Here is a 23,307-nt window from a genome sequence, read left to right on the forward strand (position 1 = left end):
TCACTCACGTCGGCCGTAGAGGTCGAGATCGGCAAAGTGGGCCGCCGCGTGCGGGACTTGCCGCGAAGAGCGCAGGCCTCGTGGCGGCGGCCCTTCGGTCAGCGTCCCGCCTTGGCCAATAAAGAGGTCGTCTGCGCGCGATGCGCCAGCGCCCTCGGCCAGCGCCTCATTGGCGGCTGCGTCGGCCAGCATCTGCGCAAGCGAAGGTGGCAGAGAGTGGAGCGGAGTGTCCATGACGCCCTCCCCGCAAGGGTGCGCCCACCGGTGGATTCGCCTTGCGATTGAAGGATGCTAGAGCATAGTTTCCGCTGACTGGAAGAAAAAACTCCCGCCGGGAAACAAGAAGCAAAGCCTGTTTCATAGGTCGAGGAGATTGGGATGGAAGCAGTCCTGGAAGCCCTGCGCCGGCGCATCGAAGCCGTGCCTGCCGAGACCGGACAGCGCCGGGATGGGATGCCGCCCTTCGAGCTTCGCTTCGCCCTGGAGGGGCGGAACACGCCTCCCACGCCGGAGGCTGTCGCGGAGGTGCTGGGCTCCCGGCACTTCGTGCTCCAGCCACTTTTCCCTGCTGGGGGAGACGGCCTGGACCGGTTCGCGCTTCTCGCCTTTCCAGGCGTGGACCGTCGTACCATGCCGCGCCAGGCCTTGTTCGAGATCGGCTACGCGCTGTGCGACGCGCTCGACCTCATCTCCGCCGAGCCAGACCTCGACTCCGACCATGCGGCCGAGCCCGAGGCGCCGCCGGCGGGACCGCAGACGGAGGGTATGGAGCTCGCCTTCTGGTGCTGGGTCAACAAGCCGGCGCCGGCTGACCGTGAATGGGCGCTGCGCCGCATGGGGGTGCACGAGGCGTGGCAGATCGCGCCGGGGCGCGGGCAGGGCGTGCTGATAGCGCAGCCCGACACGGGCGTCGCAGCTCATGCCGAACTCGACGCCGCGCCTATCCGACTCGACCTGTCCGTGGACGTGGTGGATGGCGAGGGCGAGGCCATTGATCCGCTTCTTGCCTCGCAGGGGAATCCGGGCCACGGCACCGGCACGGCCAGCGTGATGATCAGCGGCCCGGGCGGCGAGGTGCATGGCTCGGCGCCCGGCGCGGAGCTCGTGCCGATCCGCTGCATCGAGAGCGTGATCATCGTGGATGGGACTCCGGTCGCGCGCGCCCTCGGCCATGCGCTACGCATCGGCGCGCAGGTGGTTTCCATGAGCCTGGGCGGCCTGCCCAGCCGCGCCGTCTCGGCCGCAATCCGCGCGCTGGTGGAGGATGGGTGCATCGTGCTCGCCGCCGCCGGCAATTGCGTCGGCGAGGTGGTGTATCCGGCGCGATACCCACATTGCATCGCCGTGGCGGGAACCGATTCCGAGGACCGGCCCTGGCGTGGTTCCTCGCGCGGCTCCGCGGTGGACATCGCCGCGCCCGGGGAGTTGGTGTGGCGCGCCCTGCGCCGTGCCCCCGATGACCCGTCCACCCATGAGGTGACGGGCGGACAGGGCACGTCCTTCGCGACAGCGCTCTCGGCCGGGGTGGTGGCGCTGTGGCTTTCGCATCACGGGCGCGATGTGCTGCTGGCCGAGGCGCGGAGGCGTGGCGTCTCTCTCCAGGCGCTGTGCCGCGCCGCCATGCAGGCCACCGCCCACGCGCCGCCCGGTTGGGACACAGGCTCCTACGGCCCTGGCATCCTGCGTGCGGACCGGCTGCTGCAATTGGCCCCGCGCGACATCCCGGCAGCCGTCGAGGCGCCCGAGGAGACCGAGGAGGAGGGCGAGGAGCGCGTGCTGCGCGCGATGACCGAGGCGGCGCCGGGCCTCGACATGCGGCGTTATGGGCTGGAGGCGGCGAAGCTGCGCCTGGACGCGGCGCGGCTGGCGGCGCGGCCGGGCCCTATGCTCGAGGCGGCGGCCGCACCATCGCCGACCTTGGCGCGCGCCCTGGCCGCGGCGGAAGGCCGGGTCGAGACGGAATCCCTCGTGGCGCCGGCGTTGGCTGCCCCGCCGCCTCCGGCTCCGCCCGAACGTGGCAAGTCGGCGGCAGCCTATCTGCGCGTCCTGGGCGGGTCGCTGGCCGGGCGCTCGCTGGAAAGCCCCGCCGCAGCCGTGGACACAGTGCGGCCGGAGGCGGCGCGGCTGGTGCGGTCGCTGGAGAAGCGCTTCGAGGCCACGGACCGGAACCGCGACGAAGCCCCCGACGGGGAAACCCAGCGCCTGCGCGCGACGGTGCTGGGCGATGCGGAGCGTGTGCTCTCCGTGGCGCTGCGCGACCCAGACCGGACGCCGATGGACCGTCGTGCCCTGGTCGCGCTGGAAGCGCTGGTGCGGCTGAAGGGACGGCCCTCGCTCATTGTGCAGAACGACGCCTTCGACCCGGAGGACCCCGAACTCGACGACAACTGGGTGGAGTTCCTCGCACTGGCCGGGGAACGCATCACGAATTTGATCCGCGCCACCGGGCGAGTGGAGTTGGATGGGTACAACATGGGCACCGGCTTTGTCGTCGCACCTGGCCTGCTCATGACCAATCGCCACGTGCTGGAGGTGATCGCCGCCGATCCGACGGGTCGCGACGGATGGGGCTTCCGCGGGGCGGCGGAGGTGGATTTCTCCGCCGAATGGGGCGCGCAGGCCCGACGCGCGTTCCGGATCACCGGCGTGCGCTTCGTTGGCCCAGACCCGATCGGCGGGCAGGTGAACCTCCGCAAGCTGGACCTTGCGCTGCTGGAGGTGGAGGAGCGCAACGCGGCGGGGCAGGCTCTTCCCACGCCGGTCGCGCTGGTCGGCAACGCGTCGGCAGGGGGCGGGCGGCATGACCTCGCGCTGGTGGGACATCCCGGCCGGCCCAGCGCCCTGCCGCGCCAGGAGGATGGCCGGGTGGACCCGGAGGTGGTGGCCTCGCTCGAGCGCATCTTCCGCTTTCGCTACAACGTGAAGCGGCTGGCGCTGGGGCAGGTGGACCGCCGGCACGGCACGCTGGCCGGCGACGCGCAGCCGCCCTGGGCCTTCGGCCACGACGCCACGACGCTGGGCGGCAATAGCGGTTCGGCCCTGGCACTGCAGGGCGATGACGGGGTAGGCGGCATGCCGGTGCTGGGGCTGCACATGGGCGGGCAGTGGATGGAGCAGAACTACGCCCACCTCCTGGCCGCCGTGCCGGCGCTGCGCGACCCTGGGCTTCCCCTGTCCTGGGTGAATGCCTGATGCCGTTGCGCCTGGACGATGCGCAGCGTCCGATGGTGCTGGACGCGCTGAAGACCGTGGGCGACGCGCGGGCTTTGGCCGATGCGGTATGGCTGCGCACCGGGCTCCGCCTCGACGACGAGATGGAACTGGCGGGCGGACGCAATCGCGTCTTCACCGAGGCGATCCAGATCGCTGAGTCGCAGGGTTGGCTGGAGGGGATGCTGCGCGCGGCGATGGCGCGCGCCCCGCAATCTGTCCCGCTGCGCAATGCAGCAGAGGCGCTGGGCCTGGTGCCCCTGCGCACCGATGCCGCAATCCCTGATCGTCCGGTGGCGGCCGACGACGCGGCCTTGCAGGCGCTGATCGCGCGGCGGCGCCCACCCATGCTGATGGCCCGCTTCGCCGAGCGCCTCCAGGCCGTCTCGCGCGCGGTGTGCTGGATCGGGATGCGCGATGGCGGCGGCGACCCCAATCCGCAATGGGGCTCCGGCTTCCTTGTCGCGCCCGACCTGATCCTGACCAACCAGCATGTCGTGGCGCCGCTGCTGAATGCACAAGCCGAGCCGGGCGCGGTGCTGTGCCGCTTCGACCGGCTTTCGGTGGGGGCGCCGGAGGGGGAGGCGGTGGGGCTGGCCGAGAGCTGGAAGTTGGCCGTGTCGCCGCCCGCGCCCTCCGACGCGACGCATGGTGCCCGCGAAGCCGAGGCCGACGAGCTGGATTTCGCCCTGGTGCGGCTCGAGCGGCCTCTGACCCGTCCGGCGCTGCAAGTCGCGGCGGAGCCCGCGCCGCTGGTCGCGGAGGATTTCGTCTTCGTGGTGCAGCATCCGGCCGAGACCCTCGACGTGGAGGAGGGTGCGCAGCGCATCGCCGTGGGCCGTGTCCTGGGCTTCGAGGCCGAGGCGCTGCGGGTGCGGCACGACGCCTCGGCCACGCCGGGCTCCTCCGGATCGCCGGCCCTGACCGCTGATCTGCAACCCGCCGCCATCCACCAGGGCACGCAGCCGCTGCGCGCCGCGGATGGCAGCCTCGTGGCGCGGGTGCGCGGCTACAACCGCGCCATCCCGCTGCGTCCCGTCCTGAAGCGGCTGCGCGAGAGCGGCGCGCCGGCCTTCTGGGGTGCGGGCGGTTCCGGCTAGACCGGCTCGGGTAGATCCTCGCAGCCAGGCGCGTCGCGCAGGCGGTAGACGCGTGTGGCAGTGCCGGAGAACAGGGCAGTGCGCTCCCAGGTGCTGACCCGCTCAGTGAGGCGCTTGAAGGCGTTCCACAGCACGCCATAGCTGCACATCCCCTTGTCCACGGGGAAATTGCTTTCGAACATGCAGCGGGATGCGCCGAACGCGTCGATCAGAGTGTGGATGACGGGACGCCACGCCTCCGCCAGTGCCGCCGAGCGCGGTGGCTGGTCATGGAGATGGAAGTCGTGGCCGCCCACCTCCATCGCGAGGCCGCCCAGCTTCATCACCGTGTTTGGCAACTCGGCCAGCGCCAGGACCTCGCATCGCCATTCCTCGAAGCCTTCAGCGGGGCGCCCCGCGAAGGGACCGACGCCCAGCGGGCCACCGCAGTGATTCACCACCACGGTCAGTTCCGGCACAGTGCGCGCGACGGCGAGGACATACGGCAACTGCGTCTGGTAGGCCCAGACATCGAGAACGAGGCCCTGGGCCGCGAGGCGTCGCGCGCCCTCGATGAAGCGCGGATCCTCAAGCGGTCCCGGTGGCGGCGAAAGGAGGTTGGAACGCACCTCCGGCGAGGGGTGCCAGGCGGTGCGGTTGCGCACGCCGCGGAACCGCACCCCGCCTGCGGCCCGATGTGCCTCCAGCAGCGGCGTGACTCGATCGCCCAGGGTCAGGTCCACAAAGCCGACAATGCCGGCGCAGGCCCGCACGGGACCATAGGTGCCGCTGGCGCTCGCCGCCGCGACGCCGTTCACGAACTCCGTCTCGCCGAGGGAGCGTTCCTCCTCCGCACCCGAGACGCGATACATGGCGCCGCACTGCACGAAGACGGTCGCGCGCACGTCATGGCCCGACGCCGCGTCGCGCAGGAGGTCGTCGAGCAGGTAGCGCTCGCCCTCGCGGTCCCAGAGATGATGATGCGGGTCCACGATGGGCAGGGAGGGATCGATTGCGTCTTCCTGAACCTGCGCAAGCCATTCCTCGCGCACCGCGATCTGGCGCGAGGGGGTGAAGGGGGACTTGGGGGCGGGCGTCATGGGCGGAGGATCCCGCCGGCGCGGGCGGCACGCAAGCAGCATCTGCCTGTGGCATTCGCGAGGACCAGCTTGTCCCAGCGCCGGCGGGACGTTGCCGGGGGAGGAATGCCCGCCTACGCTCCCGCCGGATGGCGAAAGACCTCCGCATCTGCGTCACCGGGCTGTCCCGCGCGGGAAAGACGGCCTTCATCACAGCGCTGGTGGATGCGCTGTTCCAGGCCGTCCATCGGCCGCAGTCCTTCGCGGCCTGGCGTGCGGCAGCGGAGGGGCGGCTGCACAGCGCGCGGCTCCTCCCGCCTTCCGGCGCGCTCGGCGCGATGGAGCAGTTCCCCTATCATGAGAACGCGGAGCGGCTGCGCGACGACCCGCCGCGCTGGCCGGACGCGACGGAGAAGCCCCGCGCCATCACGGTGCAACTGACCGTGGTGGCCGCGCGATCTTGGGCGGCGCGGCAGGCGGCGCGGGTGATGGGGCAGGGGGCGCGGACGTCGCTTTCCTCCGTCAACGTCACCATTCTCGACTATCCGGGCGAATGGGTGCTGGACGTGCCGCTGCTGCGCATGTCCTTCGAGCAGTGGTCGGCCGCGACCCTCGCCGCGATGGACACGGAACCGCGGCGCTCCGTGGCGCAAGGCTTCCTCGAGGCGCTGGACCGCGTGGACCCCGCCGCGCCCTATGACGATCCGCGTGCCAAGGCGGCGCACGAGGCTTATGTCGCCTTTCTGGAAGCCTGCCGCTCACAGCTTCACCTGTCGCTGTTGCAGCCAGGGCTTTTCCTGCGGCCGGAGCAGGTGGGCGGTCGCGCCGGCCTGCTGCGGCAGGAGGCATTCCGTTTCTTTCCGCTGCGTCCCGCCGGGCACGCGGCCGCGAAGGGATCCTTCGCGCAGGTGCTGACGCAGCGCTTCGATACCTTCAAGCGCAACTCAGTCCAGGCCTTCTTCTCCAGCCTGCGCGGCCCGACAGGGACGCGGCAGGTGGTTCTATTCGACCTGCTCTCCTCGCTGTCGGATGGCGAGCATGCCTACAACGACGCCCGCGCCGCGCTGGCGCAGATCGCGGAGGTGCTGACGCCGGGGCGGGGCTGGTGGGAATGGCTGCTCGGCCGGCCGGCGCAGAAGGTGCTCTATGCCGTCACCAAGGCGGATCATGTCCACTCCTCCTTCTGGCCCAACCTCGAGACCCATCTCGGCGACGTGCTGCGGGAGTTGCAGGCGGCGCAGGCCAGCGGCGTGGCGAGCTTCGAGGCGCGAATGCTGCCGCTGGCTTCCATCGCCTGCACGCGGGACGCCGAGGACCCGAACGGGCGCGAGGCGGTGCGCGGCAATATCCGCGACCAGGAGACTGGGCAGGTGCGACGCGACCAGGTGCTGGCCTATCCCGCGCCGCCGCCGCGCCGGCCGACGCGCCAGCAATGGGAGGCGCTGCGGCGCGCGGGGGTGACGGGATTCCGCTTCCCTGAATTCGTGCTCGATCCCCGCATGCTGGAGGACCGGCACGACCTGCCCCACATTCACCTGGACGAGGCGATCGAGTTCCTGCTGGGTGACCATGTCTGACCACCGCGACCCGCCGCTCTTCCGGCCGAGCCTGACGACCGGCGCCCCGCTACCGGATGCGCCAGCGGGCGACAGGGATCCGGACCTCTTCGCGCCGGAGATCAGCCAAGGCGCCCCCGAGATGCCGCCGCGCTTGGAAGAGGCGTCGGAGCCGCTGCCCAGCGTCCCGCAAGCCCCGCGAAGCCGCGCTGCGTGGGTGCTGGCGGTGGGCACCGCCGGCCTCGTGCTCGTGTGGCTGGTGGATTGGTTATGGGCGCTTTCGGCGCAGATGCCGGTGCTGGGCGTTGTGGGATGGGCGGCCTTCGCAGTTTTCGTGCTGGGCGCGGGCGGCCTCGCCTGGCGCGAGTGGCGGGCGCTAAAACTGCTCGAGCAGGCAGAGGCGCTGCGCCGCCGCATCGCCGCGGCCACGACGGCGGAAACGGCGACGCATCTGCTGGCACCGCTGGGACGCGACCTCCTGTCGCGCGGCGTGGCGGCGCCGCGCCTGCTGGACGGCTGGAACCGCGCAATCCCCGCCGCCCGCACCGCGTCCGAGGTGGTGCGCGCCTTCGAGGCCGGCCCGCTTTCCGCCGCCGATGCGCGGGCCGAGGCGGCGGTCGCGCGCGCCGCCGTCACGGCAGGCGGCTTCGTCGCGCTCAGCGGCAATCCGGTAGCGGACATGATCGGCTTCGCGGTCCGGACCATCATGCTGATGCGCGAGGTGATGGTGATCTACGGGCTGCGCCCGGGCCGTGTCGCAGAGTTTCGCCTGCTCCGTCGCCTGCTGGTGGAGGGCGCGGTGGTGGGCGCCGCCGACCTCGCTGGGGATGCGGTGGCCAGCGCGGCGGGGCAGGTGACGGGGCTGGTCGCGGGATCGGCGGCGCAGGGTGCGCTCGCCGCCTATCGCGTCGCGCGGATTGGCGCGCTGGTGATGGCGGGGTGCCGCCCCGTCCCGTTCGGCCCGGGCAAGGCACCCTCGGTCGCCCGCATCCTGGCCCGGAGCGGCGCGGCGCCGAAATAGGGCTCAGCCGGGACGGAGTTCCTGGCGCAGCGTGAGCTCGCGCGGGCGCATTGGCGCCATCTCGCAGCGCGACCACATCGGGTTCTGATCGGCGTAGTGCGGGCTGCCAGGATGGCCGCTGGCGCCGAGGAAGACGGACCAGCGGCTATTCTCCCATGCGCCCACGTCGAAGGCGTAGCGCGACAGCGCGCCATAGGCCGCGCGCGGGCCGAGCGGGGCGACGAGCCCGTTGGCCTGCACCGTGTCGCCATCGCCGCCAATGGCCTCGGCCTGCGGGTCGAGCACCGCGGCAGCCTCGGGGAATAGGGCGGAGAGGGGGTGAGTGAGGCGGGGGCGATGCATCTCGCCCCAGGAGGTGTCGGGCGGGGTGGCGGCCACCTCCTCCAGCGCGGCGCGCAGCAGGGTGTTCCATTCCGTGCCGCGCAGCAGCCCCGCGTCATCGGTGCGCAGCAGGGCGGGCATGGCCCACCAGAGCTGCACCAGCGGCGTCGTGCCGGGCGGCGGCGCCAGGAAAGCATGGCCGGCGAGGCTGCCGAGGCCGCTCGCCTCGGCGAAGCGCCGCACCAGGGAGAGGCGCAGCGCGATGTAGCGCGGCGCCGCACGCGATCCGGCATCCATCTGCGCGTCCCAGGACAGCAACTGGTCGCGAAGCGCAGCGGCGGTGGGCGTAAGCCCGTCGAGAGTGCGGAGCCGCGCCTGGATCTCGCGGGCAGGGAGGGAGAAGGTGTCCGCGTGGATGCGAGCGGCGCCCTCGACGCCGCGCAGGGCCGGGTCCTCCAGCAACTCGGTGACGCGCTTCGCGCGATAGGGCGGGTGGCAGTCGGTGCAAAGATAATCCGGGTGGTCGTCGGGCACCGGCCGATTGTTGGCGGTGGCGAGGAAGCCGGGCGCGGGGTCCAGCAGGCGTGGCATCTCCTCGAAGGGAATCCAGCCCTGCCATTCATGCGCGTCAGTCCAGCCGGGCACCGGAAGCCAGCCATTTTCGCGCCCGCGCCGCGGCACGCGCGCGCGCAGCAGCCAGCCGGTGCGGCCCTTCGTGTCGGCGGCTAGGAGGTTGTGGTCGATCAGCCCCCAGCCGCGCGTTGCCTCGTAAAGGGATTCCACGCTCGTGGCCCGCAGCATGCGCGGCAGGCAGTCGAAGGACAGGTCCGTCTCGTAGAACTGCACGCTCTTCAGCGCCAGGGCGGTTCCGGCAGCGGGATCACCGCAGATCACCGGGCCATGGCGCGTTTCCACCACCTCCACCTCGCGCGGTGCCTCGCCGCGCATCTCGATGCTCTCGTTGCGGCGGCGGACGGGCTCCCACCGTCCCTCGAACAGGGAGTGGCGCGCGCCGTCGTCGAAGCGCTCCACGTAGAGGTCGTGGATGTCGGCGAAGGTATGGGTCACGCAGTAGGCGACGTGGCCGTTCTCGGCGAAATGGGGGAAGCCGGGGACGCCGGGAACGGTGAGGCCCACCATATCCCAGTCCGGACAGGCCAGCCCGCCCTGGGCATACATGCCCGGAACCTCGAAGACGCGATGCGGGTCGCCGGCCAGGACCGGGCGGCCGGTGTTGGACAGCGCGCCGGACACCACCCAGTTGTTGCTGCCTCCGCCCGTCGCGTCCGCCTCTGCCTCCTCCAGCAAGGCGGCAACGGCCGGGGCGAGGTCGGACAGGGCGGCGCGCCAGCGCATCGTCTCCTCGCCGGGCGGCCCGATCACGAGGTCGCCGCCACCATCGTCGTAGCGCAGCTTCGTTACCTCCTCGCCTGCCAGGGGCAGGGCGGCGGCACGCCACAGCTTGAACCAGACCGAACCCATCAGCAGGCCGAGGCGGCGCATCACCGCGATGCAGTGCCATCCTTCCCAGGGCTCCGGCATCGCGCCGAGCAGGCGGTATTCCAGCGGCAGCGCCGCGCCGGATGCGAGGAACGCATTCACCCCGGTGACATAGGCGTCCAGCATCGCCTGCGCTTCCTCGCCCAACGCGGCCGCGTCGCGGCGACAGGCTTCCGCCATGCCCAGGCGGCGCGACAGCGCGTCGGAGGCGAAGGCGGAGGCGCCGAGCCATTCCGCGGAGCGTCCCAAGGCGCGGCGACGGTTCAGCTCCATCTGGAACAGCCGGTCCTGGGCATGAACGAAGCCCTGCGCGAGAAAGGCGTCACGCACCGAGGCGGCGCGGATATGCGGCACACCATGCGCGTCGCGCACGACCGTGGCGGGACCGGAAAGACCAGCGACGACCAGGATGCCATCGAGCTTCGGCACCGCGCGGGCCGCTTCTTCGCGCCAATCCTTCATTCCCTATCCCTCGCCACCTGTTTCGCGCAGCATGAACCCGCGCTGGACAGCGCGCCAAGCCGCCCCCTACGCTTTTCGCAACAACAGGGAGGCGAGGTTCATGGAACGACCCGCGATCACCCGCCGCGCCGCTCTGGGCGCCGGGCTGGCTTTGCCGTTCTTTCCCGCGGCGCGGGCGCAATCTGCCCCCGTGAACCTCGTCCTGGAAAGCGAGGTCGTGATCCTCGACCCGCACGCCACCACGGCGGCGATCACGCGGACCTTCGCCTATCACGTCTTCGACACGCTCTTCTCCATGGACGGGAAGGGCATGATCCGGCCGCAGATGGTGGAGGCCTGGGAAAGCTCCGCCGATGGGCTGCGCTGGGATTTCCGCCTGCGCCCCAATCTGCGCTTCCACGACAACACCCCCGTCACGGCGCGCGACGTGATGGCGAGCCTGGATCGCTGGGCACCGCGCGACAGCCTGGGCCGCATGCTCTGGGCAGTGAAGGCCGAGCTCCAGGCGGTGGATGACCGCGCCTTCCGCCTGACCTTGACGCGACCCTTCCCCATGGTGCTGGACGTTCTGGGCAAGCCCAACGCCCCCCTGCCGGTGATCCTGCCCGAGCGCCTGGCGCGCATCCCGGTGGAGCAGCGCATCCGCGAGCCGGTCGGCTCCGGCCCGTTCCGCTTCCGCCAGGCGGATTGGCGCCCGGGCAACGTGATGATCCTGGAGCGCTTCGAGGGCTATGTCCCACGAGACGAACCGGCGGATTTCCTGGCGGGTGGGCGGCGCGTCCATCTGCCCGCCATCGCGCTGCGCGTCATGCCCGACCCGGCCACCGGCGCGACAGCGCTGATCGCGGGCGAGGTAGACTACATGCAGTACCTGCCCTTCGATCTGCTGCCGCGGCTGGAGCGGGCGCGGGGCGTGCGGCTGGCGGCCTTTGGCGGCATCCACCAGTTCCAGGGCAATTTCCGCATCAACCACGCCGCCGCGCCGATGGACGACCCCGCGATCCGTCGCGTGCTGTGGCGCTGCGCCGACCAGGCCGCGACCATGACTGCCATCGGCATCCCGGAACGCTTCCGCGCGCCCTCCTGCCCATCCTTCTTCCTGTGCGACGCGCCGCTCGACAGCCGTGCGGGCGCCGAGATGATGGGCTTCGACCCGGAAGAGGCGAAGCGGATGCTGCAGGCAACGAATTATCGCGGGCAGAAGCTGGCCTTCCTCACCACGGCCGGCGGCATCAGCCAGACCGCCGCGCAGGTGATGATCCAAAATATGCAGCGCGGCGGCTTCGACGCTGAGGAGCAGGTAATGGATTGGGGCACGCTGCTGGCGCGGCGTGCGCGGCGCGAGGGCTGGCACATCTTCGCCGTCTACGCGAATGGGACGGACATGTTCTCGCCGCTCACGAATTTCTATGTCTCCAACACGTGCGCCGATTATCCGGGCTGGGATTGCGACCGCGACATCGAGCGATTGCTGCGCGAGTTCGCCAATGCCGGTGACGCGAATGAGCGCAAGCGGCTGGCGGAGGAGATCCAGCGCCTCGCGGCGCGGCACGTGCCGAGCGTGATGTGGGGCCAGTTCACCATTCCCGCCGGGATCCGCGACAGGCTGCGCGACGTGCCGCAGGCCGCCTATCCAATGTTCTGGGACGCGCGGATTTGAGCGCGGATGCCGCGCTGCGCGCCCGCGCGGCGCGGGTGGTGCCAGGCGGCATGTGGGGCCACCTGCACGCCGATCGGATGCCAGAGGGCTACCCGCAATTCTTCATGCGGGGCGAAGGCGGGCATGTCTGGGATGCGGATGGGAACCGCTACGTGGACCTGATGTGCGCCTGGGGGCCGGTGATCCTCGGCCACCGTGATTCGGCGGTGGAGCATGCGGCGTCGCGCCAGGCGGCACTGGGCGACTGCCTGAACGGCCCGGCGCCGGTGATGGTGGACCTCGCAGAGCGCTTGGTGGACCGGATCGCGCACGCCGACTGGGCGATCTTCTGCAAGAACGGCACGGATGCGACCACCGCCTGCGTGACCATCGCCCGGGCCGCGACAGGGCGCCGGGCCATCTTGGTGGCGGAGGGCTCGTATCACGGCGCCATGCCCTGGTGCACGCCGGTGCCGGCCGGCACGACGGCGGAGGACCGGGCGCACCAGCACCGCTTCCGCTACAACGACGTCGCCAGCCTGGAGGCGGCGGCCGACGCGGCCGGGCCGGACTTGGCTGGGATCATCGTCACCGCCTTCCGCCACGACAATGTCGTGGACCAGGAACTGCCCGAGCCCGGCTTCGCCCGCGCCGTACGCGCGGTCTGCGACCGGCGCAGCGCGGCGCTGATCGTGGATGACGTGCGCGCGGGGTTCCGCCTGCATCCGGGCGGAAGCTGGGAAACGGTCGGGGTGCGGCCGGACCTGTCGGCCTATTCCAAGGCGCTGGGCAACGGCCATGCCATCGCCGCCGTGGCCGGGGGGGATGCGTTGCGCGATGCCGCCGCCCGGGTCTTCGTCACCGGCTCCTTCTGGTGCGCCGCCGTGCCCATGGCCGCGGCGCTGGCGGTGCTGGAGGAGTTGGAGCGGCGCGACGTGGTGCCCTGGCTGGAGCATCTGGGCACGCGGCTGCGGCAAGGCCTCGCGGAGCGAGCCGCTGCCTTCGGCGTCGGGCTGCGGCAATCCGGGCCGGTTTCCATGCCGCTCTTCCTGTTCGACGGCGATGTGGATTTCGCGCAGGGCCGCGCTTTCTGCGCCGCTGCGCTGCGGGCTGGGGCCTATCTGCACCCACGCCACAACATGTTCCTTTGCGCCGCGCACACGGAGGCGGACATGGACGCCGTGCTGCGTGCGGCGGAAGCCGGCTTCGCGGCGCTGCGTCCTTCCTAGGACTCGGTGCGGCCCAGAAAGCGGCGCGCGGCGAGCGCGTCAATCAGCGGATAGGTGGTGAACTCCGCCGGGATCATGTCCGCCCATTCCGTCAGGCGGCGATGCAGCGTCTCATGGTCTGGCACGTCGAACAGCACCACGGCGCCGCGCCCGACGCGGGCATGGACGGAGCGGGCCTCACCCGATTCCAGCAGGGGCTCGATCCAGCGCCAGAATTCCTGTCGCTGGCCGGTCACTTGGCTCGGGCGCTCGGGACGCGGCTCGCTGATGACGAGAAACAGCATGATGATCCCTTCGGTCAGGCGGATGGATCGCGCTGGGTCACCCGACGCAGGATGCGGGAGAGCTCTGCGGCGGCATAGGGCTTCTGCAGCAACTCGAAGCCATGGCTGCCTTCCTCGGCCAGCACTTCGCTGTAGCCGGAGGTGAGCACGACGGGCAGGCCCGGATGACGGCGGCGGATCTCCTCGCCCAGCTCGATCCCGCTCATCCCCGGCATCACGACATCGGAGAACACCGCGTCGAACCGGCCATGGCCGGACAGAAGGTTGAGAGCCTCCCTGGCATCCGTCGCCCAGACGGTTTCGTAGCCGAGGTCCCGCAGGACCTGGGTGGAGATCTCCCCAACCTGGAGGTTGTCCTCGACGACGAGGACGCGGCGGCCGTCCCCGCCTTCGCGCGGCTCTGCCTCGGTGGCCGGCGGCACCTCCGGCTGCGCCGGCTCCTGCTGCACCCTGGGCAGGAGGAGGGTGAAGGTGGCGCCCTGTCCTGGCTGGCTTTCGACGGAGACGTCGCCGCCGGATTGCTTGGCGAAGCCATAGACCTGGGAGAGGCCGAGGCCGGTGCCCTTGCCCACTTCCTTGGTGGTGAAGAAGGGCTCGAAGATCTGCGACAGCTTGTCGGGCGGGATGCCATGCCCCGTATCGGCGATGGAGATGGCGACGTATTCAATCGGCCCCTGCCGCCGCTCGACCTGCACGGTCAGCGTGCCTTCGCCGTCCATCGCGTCGCGGGCATTCGCGGCCATGTTGACCAGGGCCGTTTCGAACTGGCTGACATCCGCTTCGACGTGGCAGTCCGTGCAGGCGATCCGGGCGACGACGCGTATCCGGGCGCCAGCGACCGTGCCGAGCATGTCGGCGATGTCGCGCATCCGCTCCGCCACATCGAACACCTCCGGCCGCAACGCCTGACGCCGCGCGAAGGCGAGGAGCTGGCCGGTCAGCCTCGCGGCACGGTCCACCGTCTCTGCCACCGCCTCGACGTAGCGGCGGCGGCGCTCCTCGGGCAGATCGGAACGGCGCAGCAAATCCGCGGAGGACCGGATGATAGTCAGCAAATTGTTGAAGTCATGCGCCACGCCGCCGGTCAGCTGGCCGACCGCCTCCAGCTTCTGTGCCTGGCGCAGCGCGTCCTGCGCGTGCTTCAGCTCCGTGATGTCGCGCCCCTCGGCGAGCAGCCAGGTCGCCTCGCCGCTCGTGCTGAAGACGGGCTTCATAGAGAAGTCCACGACGGCGCGCGTCTCACCGTGGCCACGCATCTCGTGCTCCTCGCGCACCGTCTCGCCTGCGGCCGCGCGGCGCACCGCATTCCGGATCGCGCCCTGCAGTGCGGGGTTCTCCCGCATTGGCGCAGCGAGCCAGAAGGGACGCCCCACGATCTCGTCCGGGGTGATGCGGCTCCATTCGAGGGCGGTGCGGTTGACCTCAGTGACCGTGCCGTCACGCGTCAGCAGCGCCATGAATTGCAGCGCGGAGTCGAAGAGGCCGCGGAAGCGGCGGTCGGTCTCGGCCAGTTCAGCCGTGCGCTCGGCGACGCGGCGTTCCAGCATCTCGTTTAGCTCGCGCAGCCTCTCCTCGGCGCGGGCCCGCTCGACGGCGGCCCAGGTGCGGTCCGCTACTTCGCTGACGAGCTCCGCGTCGTGCTCCGTCCATGGCCGCGCGGTGCGGGCATGAACGTAGAGGGCCGCCCTGAGCCGGCCGCCCTTCAGGAGCGATGCGGTGATGACGGCGCGCGTGTCGATGGCGTCGAAGGCGGCGAGGCTTTCCGGCGCGTTAGTGCGCGGATCGCGCTCCGCGTCCGAGATCAGGAGGGGGATGCCGGCGCGCAGCGCGGCAAGGACCTCCGGCCCGAAACCCGCGAGGTCGTGCGTCCCCTCGCGCGAGGGGACGGTTCCGTCGGTCCAGTTGCGCTCGGTGGTGAAGTAGCGTTCCGTCTCCTCCACCTCGCCATAGCCGACGCGATTGGCATTCAGTTGCTCGCCGAGCCCGGCCTGCGCCGTCTCGATCACCGCGCGGGGATCGGACAGGCCGCGCAACCGGTCGCTGAGTTCGAGCAGGAAGCGACCACGCCGCTCCGCCAGGACGCGGGCGGTCGTCTCGTTGCCCTGGTTGAGGATGCCAGCGACCGTCCCATCCTCGCCGCGGATGGGGGTGAAGCTGTAGTTCCAGTAGGTGTCGCGACGGACGCCGCCCCTGACCAGTGGCAGCATCTGGTCATAGGTGGAGAAGCCTTCGCCCGACCGGAGAACGCACGCGAATTGCGGGGCCAGCACTTCCCATATGTCGGACCAGACCTCGGCCGCCGGACGGCCGAGCGCCCAGGGGTGGCGGTCCTCGGGAATGGGCATCCAGGCGTCGTTGTAGAGGAGGCGCAGCTCCGGCCCCCAGTAGATCGCCATCGGGAAGGACGAGTTCAGGCAGATCGAAAGGGCGGAGCGGAGGGATTGCGGCCAGGCTTCCGTGGGGCCCAGCGGCGTGGAGGCCCAGTCATGGGCACGGATCAGCGCGCCCATCTCGCCCCCGCCTGACAGGTATCCCGAAGCGGTCATGCTCCGTGCCCGGAGATGAGGGTGCCTGGGCCGGGGGATGCCTTGCCGTTTCCGCTCAACAACTCATCCACCCCGAAAACCCAATCAAGATGCGGAACACCGCCGGAGGGGCCGCGTCGCAGGAGGCATTTTCGTGCGAACGTTCCTGCCAGCGAAGCGCACGGCCACGTGCCGCGGGGATGGCCGCATCCTGGAGCAGACCCCGATCCATTCCAAGAATGGCACAACCGCCTATTCCTCCGACGGTTGCGGTCACGGGATACTTGTCTGGGAATTCTCTTTTCTTTGACATTGCCGCAACCCCATGGGAGGAGTGCGCCGATGGCCGCAGACATGACCTTGGACGCCCCCAGCCCGCGGCAGGTCAGCGAGGAGCTCCGACTGCTGACCGATGCGCTGCCGGTGCTCGTTTCCTATCTCGAAGCGCATGACGGCGAAGTTCACTACGCCTTCGTCAACAAGATCTATGAAAGCTGGTTCCCCCACCGGCGTGAAGAAATTCTGAGCCGGCGGGTCCGCGACGTGGTGGGGGAAGCGGCCTTCGCGAAGGTGGAGCACTGGGTCCGGCGCGCCCTGGCGGGCGAGCGTCTCTTTTTCGAGCAGTTCATGCCCTATGCCGAAGGCCGGCACCGGCACGTCCAGGTCGAGTACGTGCCGCGCCGTGCCGAGGATGGCCGCGTCGTGGGGATCTATGCGCTGATGCAGGATGTCTCGGAAGCGCGGCGTGCCGAGGCGGTCCTGCGCGACCTGAACGAGACGCTGGAACGCCGTGTCGCGGAGCATGCGGCGGAGCGGGACCGGGCATGGCGCAATTCGCGCGACCTCCTCGTCGTGGTGGATGTGGAGGGCGTGTTCCGGGCGGCGAACCCGGCTTGGGAGACGATCCTGGGCCACCGGCCGGAGGAGGTGGTCGGCCGCAACTTCATGGACTTCATCTGGCCCGAGGACGCGGCGCTGACCCGCGCCGGGCTGGACCAGGCCGTGGCGGCGAGCAACCTCACCAATTTCGAGAACCGCTACACGCACAAGGATGGGACGCCGCGCTGGATCTCCTGGCACACTTCGGTGGAGGGCAGGCTGGTCTACGCCTATGGCCGCGACATCACCGCAGAGAAGATGCAGCAGGAGGCGCTGAGGCAGGCGGAGGAGAAGCTGCGCCAGGCGCAGAAGCTGGAAGCCGTCGGGCAACTGACAGGTGGCGTGGCGCACGATTTCAACAACCTGCTCACCATCATCGGCGCCTCGGTGGAGTTCCTGCGCCGGCCCAACCTGCCCGAGGAGCGGCGCGAGCGCTACCTGAACGCGATTGCGGAGACGACGGACCGGGCCGCGAGGCTGACTGGCCAGCTCCTCGCCTTCGCACGGCGCCAGGCGTTGCGGCCGGAGGTGTTCGACGTGGCGGAGCGGATGCGCGATATCGCCGACATGATGCGCACCATCGTGGGATCGCGCATCGCCATCGAGACCGACTTCGCCGACACGCCCTGTTTCATCGAGGCCGATACCAGCCAGTTCGAGACGGCGGTGGTCAACATGGTGATGAATGCGCGCGATGCCATGGACGGCGAAGGCACGCTGACCGTACGGGTTCGCCCCGCACCGGACCGCCCGCGCTGTGCCGGTGAGTACGTCGAGGTGGCGCTGAGCGACACCGGCGCCGGCATTCCGCCCGACAAGTTGTCACAGATCTTCGAACCCTTCTTCACCACCAAGGAAGTCGGTAAGGGCACCGGCCTCGGCCTCTCCCAGGTCTATGGCTTCGCCAAGCAATCTGGGGGCGACGTCTCCGTCGAAAGCCAGCCAGGACAGGGCACCACCTTCACCCTCCTCCTGCCCAGGGTCGCGAGCCCGGAACCCGTGGACTCGTCCGGACGCGGTGGCGAGACGGTGATGGAGGACGGGCGCGGCCGGCGCATCCTCGTCGTCGAGGACAATGCGGATGTCGGGACCTTCTCGACGCAGCTGTTGCAGGACCTGGGCTACGAGACGGTCTGGGCCGCCAATGGGAGCGATGCGCTGCGCCACCTCTCGGAGGGCCGGTTCGATGCGGTGTTTTCCGATGTCGTGATGCCCGGCATGAGCGGAATCGAGCTGGGTCTGGAGATCCGCCGCCGCCATCCCGGCCTGCCTGTCGTGCTCACTTCCGGCTACAGCCATGTTCTCGCTTCCGAGGGAAGGCATGGCTTCGAGCTGCTGCAGAAGCCCTATGCCGCTGCGCAGCTCTCCCGCGTCCTGCGTGAGGCGACGACTCGCAAGGGCGGCTGAGCGGCGCGTTGTGCTCCGGCGCGCCCGCATGCAAGCATTGGGCCGAGAAAGCCGATGAAGGCGCCTGGAGGGAACCCATGCACGTCACCCGCCGCGATATCCTGACGTCGCCCGCGACGCGGGGCGCTGCTCCGCTGCTGGCCTTGGCGGCCATCGCGCCGGGCGCGGCTCGCGCGCAATACGCGCCGCGTGAGGTGGCTTCCATCCTGGCGCCGAGCGGGACGCTGCGGGTCGCCATCAACTACGGCAACCCGGTGCTGGCGCAGCGGGACCCCGCGACTGGCACGCCGCACGGAATCTCGGCGGATCTGGCGCATGAGATTGGCCGCCGGCTCGGCCTGCCCATCCAGTTCATCACCTACGATGCGGCTGGGCGTGTGACCGATGCGGGGCGGCAGGGGGCGTGGGATCTGTGCTTCCTCGCCATCGATCCGGTGCGCGCGCAGGGCATCCGCTTCACCGCGCCCTATGTCGTGATCGAAGGCACCTACCTCGTCGCCGAGGGGTCGCCGGTGCGCAGCATCGAGGATGTGGACCGCCCCGGAACGCGCATCTCGGTGGGGCGCGGCAGCGCCTATGACCTCTACCTGACGCGCGAATTGCGGCAGGCGCAGCTGGTCCGCGTCGGCACCTCGAACGAGGCGGTGGAGGTGTTCCGGCGCGACGGGCTGGAGGTCGCGGCCGGGGTGAAGCAGCCCCTGATCGACTATGCCGCCGCAAACCCGGGATTTCGTGTCATCCCCGGGCGCTTCATGGTGATCGAGCAGGCGGTCGGCATTCCGCAGGAGCGCGAGGCGGCGCTGCCATGGCTACGCGCCTTCGTGGAAGAGATGAAGGCCTCCGGCTTCATCGCCCGCGGCTTGGAAGCAAGCGGCCAGAGAAGCGCATCGGTGGCCCCGCCCGCCTCCTGAAGGGAGCCGGCCCGCGGGGGCCTGCCCGGCTGACTGCCACGCGCCGCGAATCGGCGGAAATCCGCCGATTTGCCTTGCATCGCGCCTCCGCGCTCGCCATGTACGGAACAGGAACGAACGCTCGCCGGGACGCGGAGGCCTATCCTTGCCAGACCAGGGTGACACGACGTGTATGTCGCGCGCGCCCCGGCTGGCCGGACGTGGCTTCATCGGGCGCGTCCATGTCGAGGCGGTGCTTCATGCCTCCGCCGATGAGCGCTTCCACCTCCTTCGTGTTTCGGGCGAGGCGCTGCGGGGTCTTGGCGTAGGAGCCCTCCCGCTGCGCTGCCGCCATGGCGCCGGTTCCGGTGTCGCGCCGGGCATGGCGCTGGATGTCGAGGGGAGCTTTGTCGAGGGTCGGGACCGCATGCTGCTGCACGCCGAGGTGGTGCGGCGCGTGCCAGTGGAAGAGACGTTCGGGCTGGAGGCCTGGCTACGCTCCGCAGGCATAGAAGGGGTGGGGCGGCGCCGGGCTGCCAGCATCGCCGCCGCGCTCGGCCCGGGATGGCAGGAAGGGATGCGCGATCCGCGCCGGCTTGCCGCGGTCAAGGGCATCTCCTGCGCGGTGGCGGAGCGGATCAGCACCCATTGGCAGGAGGATCTGCGCCGGAACGAGGCGCAGGCGCGGCTGCTCGGCATCGGGCTCTCCCCCTCGCAGGCCCGTGCCTTCGCCGCCCGCCATGGCGGGGCCGAGGCGCTTCGCGTCCTTGAGGAAGACCCCTGGCGCGCCTGCCGCGACGTGGCGGGCATCGGATTCGAGACCGCGGACCGCATGGCCCGCGCGTTGGGCTTCGCCGTGGACGACCCGCGCCGCCTCGGCGCCGGATGCGTCGCAGCCGCGGAGGCGGCGTTGGGGGCCTCGGGCGGCACCCGCATCAGCGAGATGGATCTGGTCGCCGAGGCATCGCGTCTGCTCGCCGTCGCGCCGGAGGTGGTGGCAGAGGCCCTGCAGGACGTGCTGGACCTGCCCGGCCCGCCGCTCGGCGTGTGTCCGGAAACGGGGCATATCGGGTTGCGGCGGCTGGAGGAGCGGGAGTTGCAGGTGGCGCGCCACCTCCGGCGCCTGGCACGCGGGACAGGGCTGATGGCGCGGGAGGCGGCAGAGGCGGAGATCGCCCGCGCCGAGGCCGAGACGGGCATTCGCCTGGACCGCGATGCCGGGCAGTTTGACGCCGCCGCCTCCGCCCTGTCACACGGCGTCTCAGTCATCACCGGTGGTCCGGGCACGGGCAAGACAACGGTGTTGCGCGTCATCGTCCGCGCCGTGGTCAACGCGCTGCGCCTTCCCCCCGACCATTATGGCATCACCCTCGCGGCGCCGACCGGGCGCGCCGCACGGCAGCTGCGCGACGCCACGGGGCGGCGTGCGGCGACGCTGCACCAGGCGCTGCGCCTCGGCATGGGGCGGGGCGGGCGCGTCTATCACGCCGACAATCCACTGCCTTCCGACTTCGTCATCGTGGACGAGACATCCATGCTGGATCTGGAGATGGCGGATCGCCTCCTCCGGGCCGTGGCGAGCGGCGCGTCGCTGCTGCTGGTGGGGGATGCGGACCAGCTCCCCCCGGTCGGCCCCGGGCAAGTCCTGCGCGACGTGATCGAGAGCGGCGCGGTGCCAGTGACCCGCCTTACCCGCGTGCGCCGCACGGCCGAGGGGGTGGAGATCCCTCTTGCCACCGCCCGCATCCGCGAGGGGCTGCATCCGGTGCCCGAGGGCCGGACCTTGCTGGGGGTGCACCTGATCGAGACCGCGGATGGACGCGTCGTCGAGCGGGTGCGGCAGCTGATGGAGGGGCGCATCGCCACGCTGGGCCTCGACCCGGCGACGGAGGTGCAGATCCTGGCCGCGCGGCGCCACGGTTCCTGTGGTGTGGTCGCCCTGAACGAGGCGGTGAAGCGCATCCTGGTCCCGGATCGTGCCGGGGAACTGACGGTGGGCGGCACGGGTTTCGCGCCGGGCGACCGCGTCATGGCGATCCGCAACGATCCGCGCGTCGATGTGAGCAATGGCGACATCGGCACGGTGGAGGCGGTGTCGGAGGGGGGTGTCTCCGTCCTTTTCCCAGGCCGGCCCGACGCCGTGTTCTTCCTGCGCGAGGAAGCGGAACACCTGATCCACGCCCGCGCGGCGACCATCCACAAGAGCCAGGGCTCGGAGTTCGAGGGCGTCGTCGTGGTAGCGGCGGAGGAGCATGGGCGGATGCTCGACCGCAACCTGCTCTACACGGCCGTCTCGCGGGCGCGGAAGGCAGTGGTGATCGTGGGGCCGCGTTCCGCCGTGCTACGCGCGGTGGGGACCGAAGGCGCGACCCGGAACACCGGGCTGCGGCGATTGCTTCAACTCGAGGCGCGGGAACTGGAACAGCACCATCGATTTCTGCTGCCCGCCTCCCCATCTCTGGCATGGCGCCGCGCCGGAAAGGACGCGCCGAGTATTCCTTCCTCCAATGTAAGGCTTGAGGGGATCTGAGGACTTTCGGAGATCCGGTTCCTGGCTGCCAGCAACTTGGTGGCGAAGGTGGAATGCTTGGGAATGTCTTGAAGAAATTCGCTGTTTTCCCGGGCGGAACGGCACATTTCCCCTTGAAAAAACGGAACAGAAATAGAACATAGATCATGCCAGCCGTGGCGCGGCCGGTGCGCTCCCGCTTCGGGGAAGCGCCGCCAAGCGCCCTCGTGGCGCTGGCGGAAGCACGCAAGAGAGGAAGGCCCCCGTGCCCATCGATCCCAAGGCCGACACGATGCTCCTCTGGTCTCGCGAGGAGCCGACCGACCCGAAATACACCAAGCCCTTCACCCGTTCCGGCGGCTTCCGCGGCACGGCCATCAACGCGACCTATGTCCGCAAGCGTCTGACCCATGCCTTCGGCCCGGTCGGCCTGGGCTGGGGCGTGGAGGTGCTGGCGGATGACGTGGTGCCCGGCGCGCCGGTCATCGACGGTTCCGGCCGCGTCCTGGGCCAGGAGAGCGTGCAGCGCATGCGCATCCGCTTCTGGTACCACCCCGCCGGCTGCCGGCAGGGCGAAGATGGCGCGCTGGTGCCTGTCGGCCCGCGCGCCCAGTCCGAGCAGGTCGGGCAGACCACCTACGTCTCCTGGCGCCGCGGCAAGAACGGCGAGGCCGGTCGCTTCGAGACCGACGAGGAGGCGTGGAAGAAGTCGCTGACCGACGCGCTGACCAAGGCGGCGTCCGAGGTCGGGATCGGCGCCGACGTCCATCTCGGCCGCTTCGACGACGTGAAGTATGTCGAGGCCCGCAACCAGGATGCGGAGGCCGAGCAGGTCGCTGCCGAGGGCGCGGCGCGCATGGGTGACCTGCAGGAGGCCCGCGACAACGCGACCGGCCTGCTGGAGCGGCTGGAAGCCGTGACGGATGGCGAGGGCTACAACAGCGCGATGGCGGCGGCGCTCAAGCTGCGCCCGTCCCTGCTGCGCCTGGGCCTGCGCGAGGAAATCGACGCCCTGCGGGCGGCGATGGAGAAGGCAAAGCGCCGCGTCGCCAAGGCCGCGGCCTGAGGAAGCAGACCATGGACCAGATGTCCCGCACCCAGGACCTCACCTTCGCGCCGGATCGCCCGGTGCTGGTGAAGCCCCTGCGCGCCAGCCGCGAAGCCGTCGAGGCGGCGGCGGACGCGCTGGGCGCGCGGCTGGGCTTCGCGCCGGGGGAAAAGCTGGAGGAGGCGGTCGCGCGCCTTGGCGGCCGCATCCACCGTGGCGGGCCAAATCTCTGGTTCCGCAACCAGCGCCTGTCCTTCCTCGCCGATGCGCCGGACCGCTTCGAACTGCACCTGCTGGGCATCGCGACGCCGGCCCGCGCGCGGCTCGACCTTGCGCATGAGCTGGGGCACTTCGTGCTGCACGATCTGGCGCTGCGACGCGAGCATGGTGAGGGCATCCGCACGGCCGCCCCATCCATGGTCAGCCCGCACGACGCGGAGGGGCAGCGCGCCGATCTGGAGGCCTTCTGGTTCGCGCATCAGATCCTCATGCCCGCGGCTGCGTTCCGCGAGGCCTGGGCCGATGGTGCGCGTGACATCTCGGCAGAGGACCGGCTGCACCGCATGGCCACGCGCTTCGGCGTGCCGATGCGGAGCGCGGAGGTGCGCGCCGAGTTCCTGGGCCTGGAGACGAGCCAGCAGGCCGCCTAGAGTCAGGTTCCGCCATACG

General features: G+C 70.6%; 16 protein-coding genes. 11 read left to right on the plus strand and 5 right to left on the minus strand.

The genetic code is table 11. The features are described 5' to 3' along the window. Entirely contained in the window at positions 1 to 234 is a 234-nt protein-coding gene (locus JTJ31_RS11195) for a hypothetical protein (protein ID WP_207538744.1), read from the minus strand. A 144-nt stretch (positions 235 to 378) separates the two neighbouring features. On the opposite strand from JTJ31_RS11195, the gene JTJ31_RS11200 reads away from it, so the two are divergent. After that, positions 379 to 3,192 carry a S8 family serine peptidase gene (locus tag JTJ31_RS11200; RefSeq protein WP_207538745.1) on the plus strand — a complete coding sequence of 938 codons (2,814 nt, stop codon included), beginning with the start codon at positions 379 to 381 and terminating at the stop codon, positions 3,190 to 3,192. Further along, the gene (locus JTJ31_RS11205) at positions 3,192 to 4,310 is read left to right on the plus strand and encodes a trypsin-like peptidase domain-containing protein (protein WP_207538746.1); all 1,119 of its coding nucleotides are present in this window, start codon (positions 3,192 to 3,194) and stop codon (positions 4,308 to 4,310) included. The genes JTJ31_RS11200 and JTJ31_RS11205 overlap by 1 nt, the downstream gene beginning before the upstream one ends. On the opposite strand, the gene JTJ31_RS11210 is transcribed toward JTJ31_RS11205, so the two are convergent. Beyond that, positions 4,307 to 5,389 (minus strand): amidohydrolase family protein, encoded by a 1,083-nt coding sequence (locus tag JTJ31_RS11210; protein ID WP_207538747.1) that lies wholly within the window; start codon positions 5,387 to 5,389, stop codon positions 4,307 to 4,309. The genes JTJ31_RS11205 and JTJ31_RS11210 overlap by 4 nt on opposite strands. 128 nt (positions 5,390 to 5,517) lie before the next feature. Between JTJ31_RS11210 and JTJ31_RS11215 the strand changes: the two genes are divergently transcribed. Then, positions 5,518 to 6,945 (plus strand): YcjX family protein, encoded by a 1,428-nt coding sequence (locus JTJ31_RS11215; RefSeq protein WP_207538748.1) that lies wholly within the window; start codon positions 5,518 to 5,520, stop codon positions 6,943 to 6,945. After that, complete coding sequence (locus tag JTJ31_RS11220) at positions 6,938 to 7,945, plus strand: DUF697 domain-containing protein (protein ID WP_207538749.1); 1,008 nt, start codon at positions 6,938 to 6,940, stop codon at positions 7,943 to 7,945. The genes JTJ31_RS11215 and JTJ31_RS11220 overlap by 8 nt, the downstream gene beginning before the upstream one ends. Positions 7,946 to 7,948: 3 nt before the next feature. Here JTJ31_RS11220 and JTJ31_RS11225 read toward each other — a convergent pair whose 3' ends face one another. Further along, positions 7,949 to 10,228 (minus strand): penicillin acylase family protein, encoded by a 2,280-nt coding sequence (locus tag JTJ31_RS11225; protein ID WP_207538750.1) that lies wholly within the window; start codon positions 10,226 to 10,228, stop codon positions 7,949 to 7,951. A 100-nt stretch (positions 10,229 to 10,328) separates the two neighbouring features. Between JTJ31_RS11225 and JTJ31_RS11230 the strand changes: the two genes are divergently transcribed. Together JTJ31_RS11230 and JTJ31_RS11235 are read left to right on the plus strand one after the other, a co-directional pair. Then, a complete protein-coding gene (locus JTJ31_RS11230) occupies positions 10,329 to 11,888 on the plus strand; it encodes an ABC transporter substrate-binding protein (RefSeq protein WP_207538751.1) in 1,560 nt (519 codons plus the stop codon). Next, a complete protein-coding gene (locus tag JTJ31_RS11235) occupies positions 11,885 to 13,096 on the plus strand; it encodes an aminotransferase class III-fold pyridoxal phosphate-dependent enzyme (protein WP_236020101.1) in 1,212 nt (403 codons plus the stop codon). The genes JTJ31_RS11230 and JTJ31_RS11235 overlap by 4 nt, the downstream gene beginning before the upstream one ends. On the opposite strand, the gene JTJ31_RS11240 is transcribed toward JTJ31_RS11235, so the two are convergent. Together JTJ31_RS11240 and JTJ31_RS11245 are read right to left on the minus strand one after the other, a co-directional pair. Next, complete coding sequence (locus JTJ31_RS11240) at positions 13,093 to 13,380, minus strand: DUF3303 domain-containing protein (protein WP_207538752.1); 288 nt, start codon at positions 13,378 to 13,380, stop codon at positions 13,093 to 13,095. The genes JTJ31_RS11235 and JTJ31_RS11240 overlap by 4 nt on opposite strands. A 14-nt stretch (positions 13,381 to 13,394) precedes the next feature. Further along, positions 13,395 to 15,926 carry a GAF domain-containing hybrid sensor histidine kinase/response regulator gene (locus JTJ31_RS11245; protein ID WP_207538753.1) on the minus strand — a complete coding sequence of 844 codons (2,532 nt, stop codon included), beginning with the start codon at positions 15,924 to 15,926 and terminating at the stop codon, positions 13,395 to 13,397. A gap of 321 nt (positions 15,927 to 16,247) precedes the next feature. Between JTJ31_RS11245 and JTJ31_RS11250 the strand changes: the two genes are divergently transcribed. The 5 genes from JTJ31_RS11250 (at position 16,248) to JTJ31_RS11270 (ending at position 23,288) form a co-directional block, all read left to right on the plus strand. Then, positions 16,248 to 18,191: a hybrid sensor histidine kinase/response regulator gene (locus JTJ31_RS11250; RefSeq protein WP_207538754.1), complete on the plus strand. Its 1,944-nt coding sequence runs from the start codon at positions 16,248 to 16,250 to the stop codon at positions 18,189 to 18,191. Positions 18,192 to 18,268: 77 nt separating this feature from the next. Beyond that, on the plus strand, positions 18,269 to 19,102 hold the full coding sequence (locus JTJ31_RS11255) for an ABC transporter substrate-binding protein (protein WP_207538755.1): 834 nt from the start codon (positions 18,269 to 18,271) through the stop codon (positions 19,100 to 19,102). Between the two features lie 172 nt (positions 19,103 to 19,274). Continuing rightward, positions 19,275 to 21,611: an SF1B family DNA helicase RecD2 gene (recD2, locus tag JTJ31_RS11260; RefSeq protein ID WP_207538756.1), complete on the plus strand. Its 2,337-nt coding sequence runs from the start codon at positions 19,275 to 19,277 to the stop codon at positions 21,609 to 21,611. A gap of 244 nt (positions 21,612 to 21,855) precedes the next feature. Continuing rightward, positions 21,856 to 22,656: a hypothetical protein gene (locus tag JTJ31_RS11265; RefSeq protein ID WP_207538757.1), complete on the plus strand. Its 801-nt coding sequence runs from the start codon at positions 21,856 to 21,858 to the stop codon at positions 22,654 to 22,656. An 11-nt stretch (positions 22,657 to 22,667) separates the two neighbouring features. Next, on the plus strand, positions 22,668 to 23,288 hold the full coding sequence (locus JTJ31_RS11270; RefSeq protein WP_207538758.1) for an ImmA/IrrE family metallo-endopeptidase: 621 nt from the start codon (positions 22,668 to 22,670) through the stop codon (positions 23,286 to 23,288). The last annotated feature ends 19 nt before the right edge of the window (positions 23,289 to 23,307 follow it).

It is taken from the genome of Sabulicella rubraurantiaca (assembly GCF_017355885.1).
GTDB classification, from domain to species: domain Bacteria; phylum Pseudomonadota; class Alphaproteobacteria; order Acetobacterales; family Acetobacteraceae; genus Roseococcus; species Roseococcus rubraurantiacus.

Bases quoted from the DNA above. Each gene is read 5' to 3' on its own strand.
- JTJ31_RS11200 (WP_207538745.1), top strand. From the start codon at position 379: ATGGAAGCAGTCCTGGAAGCCCTGCGCCGGCGCATCGAAGCCGTGCCT.
- JTJ31_RS11240 (WP_207538752.1), bottom strand. From the start codon at position 13,380: ATGCTGTTTCTCGTCATCAGCGAGCCGCGTCCCGAGCGCCCGAGCCAA.
- JTJ31_RS11210 (WP_207538747.1), bottom strand. From the start codon at position 5,389: ATGACGCCCGCCCCCAAGTCCCCCTTCACCCCCTCGCGCCAGATCGCG.
- JTJ31_RS11215 (WP_207538748.1), top strand. From the start codon at position 5,518: ATGGCGAAAGACCTCCGCATCTGCGTCACCGGGCTGTCCCGCGCGGGA.
- JTJ31_RS11250 (WP_207538754.1), top strand. From the start codon at position 16,248: ATGGCCGCAGACATGACCTTGGACGCCCCCAGCCCGCGGCAGGTCAGC.
- JTJ31_RS11230 (WP_207538751.1), top strand. From the start codon at position 10,329: ATGGAACGACCCGCGATCACCCGCCGCGCCGCTCTGGGCGCCGGGCTG.
- JTJ31_RS11255 (WP_207538755.1), top strand. From the start codon at position 18,269: ATGCACGTCACCCGCCGCGATATCCTGACGTCGCCCGCGACGCGGGGC.
- recD2 (WP_207538756.1), top strand. From the start codon at position 19,275: ATGTCGCGCGCGCCCCGGCTGGCCGGACGTGGCTTCATCGGGCGCGTC.
- JTJ31_RS11270 (WP_207538758.1), top strand. From the start codon at position 22,668: ATGGACCAGATGTCCCGCACCCAGGACCTCACCTTCGCGCCGGATCGC.
- JTJ31_RS11245 (WP_207538753.1), bottom strand. From the start codon at position 15,926: ATGACCGCTTCGGGATACCTGTCAGGCGGGGGCGAGATGGGCGCGCTG.
- JTJ31_RS11220 (WP_207538749.1), top strand. From the start codon at position 6,938: ATGTCTGACCACCGCGACCCGCCGCTCTTCCGGCCGAGCCTGACGACC.
- JTJ31_RS11225 (WP_207538750.1), bottom strand. From the start codon at position 10,228: ATGAAGGATTGGCGCGAAGAAGCGGCCCGCGCGGTGCCGAAGCTCGAT.
- JTJ31_RS11195 (WP_207538744.1), bottom strand. From the start codon at position 234: ATGGACACTCCGCTCCACTCTCTGCCACCTTCGCTTGCGCAGATGCTG.
- JTJ31_RS11205 (WP_207538746.1), top strand. From the start codon at position 3,192: ATGCCGTTGCGCCTGGACGATGCGCAGCGTCCGATGGTGCTGGACGCG.